Source organism: Collinsella aerofaciens, assembly GCF_015556945.1.
In the GTDB taxonomy this organism is placed as follows: Bacteria; Actinomycetota; Coriobacteriia; order Coriobacteriales; family Coriobacteriaceae; genus Collinsella; species Collinsella aerofaciens_AO.
This window is the reverse complement of sequence record NZ_JADNNH010000056.1, coordinates 1-2,320: the sequence shown is the minus strand read 5'-3', so window position 1 is coordinate 2,320 and position 2,320 is coordinate 1. Positions and strand designations below refer to the sequence as shown.

At 68.9% G+C, this 2,320-nt stretch carries 2 protein-coding genes; both read left to right on the top strand.

What is annotated here, in order from left to right; genetic code table 11:
• Window positions 1–98 precede the first annotated feature (98 nt).
• The gene (gene istA, locus I2F59_RS09785; RefSeq protein ID WP_271800759.1) at window positions 99–1,406 is read left to right on the top strand and encodes an IS21 family transposase; all 1,308 of its coding nucleotides are present in this window, start codon (window positions 99–101) and stop codon (window positions 1,404–1,406) included.
• A complete protein-coding gene (locus I2F59_RS09780; protein WP_006235234.1) occupies window positions 1,403–2,230 on the top strand; it encodes an ATP-binding protein in 828 nt (275 codons plus the stop codon). The genes istA and I2F59_RS09780 overlap by 4 nt, the downstream gene beginning before the upstream one ends.
• The last annotated feature ends 90 nt before the right edge of the window (window positions 2,231–2,320 follow it).

Here is a 2,320-nt window from a genome sequence, read left to right as displayed (position 1 = left end):
ATTTTGACCAATCCCGGTCACCGAATAATGGCCACCGTGCCTCCCCGCCGCCACTACGCTGGTGGTGCCAACACGCCGGCGTTAGGAGGACCATTGAGGTGAACGAGAGACACGATGACCTACAGGAGATTATAGACGCGGCGCTCCGGGAGATGGCCGCGGAGGAGGGCGACGGGTTCGACCCGCAGGCATGCAACCTCGCTGAGTTCTGCAGGAGGACGGGGCTCACCCGCTCCCGCGCGAGGACGGTCAGGGCCCACGGGTTCAGGGCCCTGCCCCACGGGAACAGCGGGAGGAGGGCCGCGCCGGGCGTGCTCGCCGGCCACACCGGCCTGGTGGACGACCTCCTGCGGAAGGGCGTCACCAACTCGCAGGTGATATTCGAGCGGCTGCTCGGCCAGGGCTACGCCGGCGGCCTCACCACGGTGAAGACCTATATCGCCGCGCACCGGGACCTCGTGCCCGCGAAGAGGCGGCAGGCGGCCCCGCAGGGCTGCCGCGGCCAGCGCTTCAGGACGGCGCCCGGAGAGGCCTACCAGATGGACTGGGGCTTCGTCGCGGTCGAGCGCCCCGGCGGGGAGCGGGCGCGGATCGCCTGCTTCGCCATGGTCTGCCACCATTGCGGGGGCGCCCACGTCGAGTTCTTCCCGAACGCGCGCCAGGAGAACCTCCTCATCGGGATGCTGCACGCGTTCTCGGCGCTGGGCGTGCCCGCGACCGTGCTCACCGACAACATGAAGAGCGTGGTCGTCCGCCGCGATGCCGACGGCCGGCCCGTCTGGCAGGCCGACTACGCCGAGTTCATGGGCGTCGTCGGCTTCCGCACCAGGTTGTGCAGGCCGCGCCACCCCTATACGAAGGGCAAGGTGGAGAGGCTCGTCCGCTTCGTGAAGGGGAACTTCCTCGCGGGAAGGTCCTTTACCGACCTTGACGCCCTCAACCGGGAGGCCGCCCTCTGGTGCGCCGGGCAGGGAGGCCGCTGGCGGCGCGCGGCGGCATGCGTCCCGATGCGCGAGCACGAGGCGGCGTGCTCGGCGAACACCAGGCCGCTCGAGGTCACGGCCGAGGTCGAGCGGTACCTGTGCCCGCGCCGGAAGATCTCCTTCGACGGCTTCGTGAGCTTCGAGGGGCACCGCTACGGCGTGCCCTACTGGTACGTCCGCCGCGAGTGCAGGGTGAACCGGGAGGGGCGCGTGGTGCACATATACAGCGACGACCTCTCCCGCGAGCTCGTCGCCCACGCCGTCGGCACCGGCGCCGACAGCTGGTGCGAGGGGCAGTGGGAGACATCGCCGGCGCAGCCCGAGGAGCTGCCGACCCAGCCGGTGGGGACCGTGGTCGAGCAAATCGCCCCGCCCAGGACGAAACCCGGTTTCGAGAGGTTCGACTTCGGGAGGGCCGAATGATGGCGGGCGCGGGGGCGAGCCCCTACGAGCTCGCGAGCGACGCCGCGTCGAGGCTCGGGATCGCCGTCGGGGCGGAGGAGCTCGCGACCCTCGCCTCGGACCTCGACCTCGGCGACGGGGAGATGGCCGCCGTGGCAGCCACCTTCTCCTACCTTGCGGAGAAGAGGAGGCTCGCCTCCATCGAGACGCTGCTGAGGCTGAGCAGGCTGCCCAGGCGCGAGCCCAAGACCTTCGAGGGCTTCGACTTCTCCAGGATCCAGGGCCGGGACGCGGCCGCGCTGGGCAAGCTCCCGTCGCTGGCCGACCTCTACGCGCACCGCAACGTCGCCTTCGTCGGGCCCGGCGGCATAGGGAAGACGCACCTCGCGCAGGCCTACGGGCGCGAGTGCTGCATGCGGGGGCTCAAGACCTACTACATAAAGGCGACCGAGCTCAGGGACAGGTTCCAGAAGGCCGTCCAGCGGGGAAACACCTCGCGGGTCGTCTCCTCGCTCGTCAAGCCGTCGTGCCTCATCGTTGACGAGGTGGGAAGATGCGTCTACGACAGGCCGTGCACCGACCTGTTCTTCGATGTCGTCGACAGGCGCTACGAGAAGGAGGGGCCGAACGCGATGGTCCTCACGAGCAACATCGCCCCGAGCGGGTGGGATGAGTTCTTCACGGGCGACGACACGCTCCTCTGCGCCCTCGACAGGCTGTTCGACAAGGCGTCGGTGTTCGTGATGCGGGGCCCGAGCTACCGCGGCAGGGAGCTTGACACCTACTCGGTGGAGGCCGTCCCCCAGGCGGTGAAGGTGAGGGGGATCCAGCCCGAGGGGATGTAGGAATGCGATAGGAAAGTCATAGATGCGGGCGTGTTGGCTAAAATGGGTCGGCCGGGATTGGTCAATCTCGGCCGACTATATTTGGCTAAA